The organism is Streptomyces sp. C, from assembly GCF_000158895.1.
GTDB classification, from domain to species: Bacteria; Actinomycetota; Actinomycetes; order Streptomycetales; family Streptomycetaceae; genus Streptomyces; species Streptomyces racemochromogenes.
Map to the genome: position 1 here is coordinate 666838 of NZ_GG657750.1, position 1676 is coordinate 668513.

At 72.5% G+C, this 1676-nt stretch carries 2 protein-coding genes; both read left to right on the top strand.

Annotated features, from left to right (window positions below):
• Positions 1-238: 238 nt before the first annotated feature.
• Positions 239-1297 carry a serine hydrolase gene (locus SSNG_RS03115; protein WP_241694984.1) on the top strand — a complete coding sequence of 353 codons (1059 nt, stop codon included), beginning with the start codon at positions 239-241 and terminating at the stop codon, positions 1295-1297.
• A 29-nt stretch (positions 1298-1326) separates the two neighbouring features.
• Positions 1327-1676: GNAT family N-acetyltransferase (locus SSNG_RS03120; RefSeq protein WP_007262339.1), on the top strand; the 350-nt coding region annotated here is incomplete at its 3' end.

Below are 1676 nucleotides of genomic sequence, written 5' to 3' on the forward strand. Positions count from 1 at the left end.
CCGCCGCTCGAACTGCTGGCCGAGCTGACTAACACCACTCCCCCGCCGGAGACCCCGCGCCGCACCCTCACGCGGCGCGTCAAGGTCTGGACGCCGATCGTGCTGCTGCTCGGCGCCGCCGTCGCGGGGGCCCAGATGCTACGCCCGCTCCCCGCACCGCAGTTCGTCACCACGCAGACCTCGCACACCATCGAGGGCTCTTTTTTCCATCCCCTGGCCGGCCAAGGGCCAGGCCGCCGTGCGCGTCGTCGGCTCCGGCACCATCGGCACGGTCGGCGAGCAGAAGCCGATGCCGACGGCCAGCGTGGCGAAGATCATGACGGCGTACGTGATTCTCAAGGGCCACCCGCTGCGCAAGAACGAGCCGGGCCCGAAGATCGAGGCCGACGCCAAGGCGGTGGCCGAGGGCAACGCCAGCAGCGAGTCCCGGATCGAAGGGCTCACCGCCGGGCAGAAGTTCAGCCAGCTGGACATGATCAAGATGCTGATGATCCCTTCGGCCAACAACATCGCCCGCCTGCTGGCCCGCTGGGACACCGGCGGCGACGAGGCCGCGTTCGTCGCGAAGATGAACGCCGCGGCGAAGGAACTCGGCATGACGAACACCACGTACACGGACCCCAGCGGCCTGGACGCCGGCACCGTCAGCACCGCCGTCGACCAGCTGAAGCTCGCCGAGGCCGTGATGAAGGACGACGCCTTCCGCACGGTCGTGGCGATGCCCAGCGCCCCGATCGAGGGACTGTCCAAGCCGCTCATCAACAACAACGGCAGCCTGCTCCTCGCCGGTCTGAACATCAACGGCATCAAGACCGGATCGAGCACCCCCGCCGGCGGCACCCTGTCGTGGGCCGCGTACAAGACGGTCGGCGGCGAGACCCCGCTGATCCTCGGCACGATGATGGACCAGCACGTGGACGGCCCCGACCCCGACGGCGGGAACAGCCTGAACCTGGTGAAGGAGAACAGCCGCAAGGTCATCGAGGCGGTGCGCAAGGCCCTCGCCCCGGCCACCGTCATCCGCAAGGGGCAGCTGGTGGGCCACGTCTCCGACGGGCTCGGCGGCTCGACCCCGCTCGTGGCCACGAAGGACCTCACCGTGATCGGCGTGCCGGGGCAGCAGCTGCGGCTCTCCCTCGGAGCGGGCGCGAAGCCGCTGCCGCACGAGGCCAAGGCCGGGACGGAGGTCGGCGTGCTGACCGTGGGCGAGGGGGACGGCGCGAAGAGCGTGCCGGTCGCGGTGGGGGCCGATCTCGTCGAGCCCTCGTTCGGGGCCAGGGTGACCCGCCTGTCCTGAGGCCGGATCACCTGTGGTCGCATGGCCGGATGGACGTCCGGCCGCGTGAACCCGAGGACCTCGGCGCCTGCGTGCGCGCACTCGCCGAGGTCCACCACGGCGACGGCTACCCGGTGGACTGGCCCGAGCGGCCGCGGGACTGGCTGTCGCCTCCCGCGCTGCTCGGCAGCTGGGTGGCGGAGCGGGAGGGCCGCGTGGCCGGCCACGTCGGGCTGTGCCGCAGCGGGCCGGGCGACTCGGCGCCGGAGCTGTGGAGCCGGCGGACCGGGGTGCCCGTCGCGGGCACGGCCGTCGTCAGCCGGCTGTTCGTCGCGCCCGGCGCGCGCGGGCACGGCATCGGCGCCCTGCTGATGGCGCGGGCCGTGCACGCGGCGCGGGA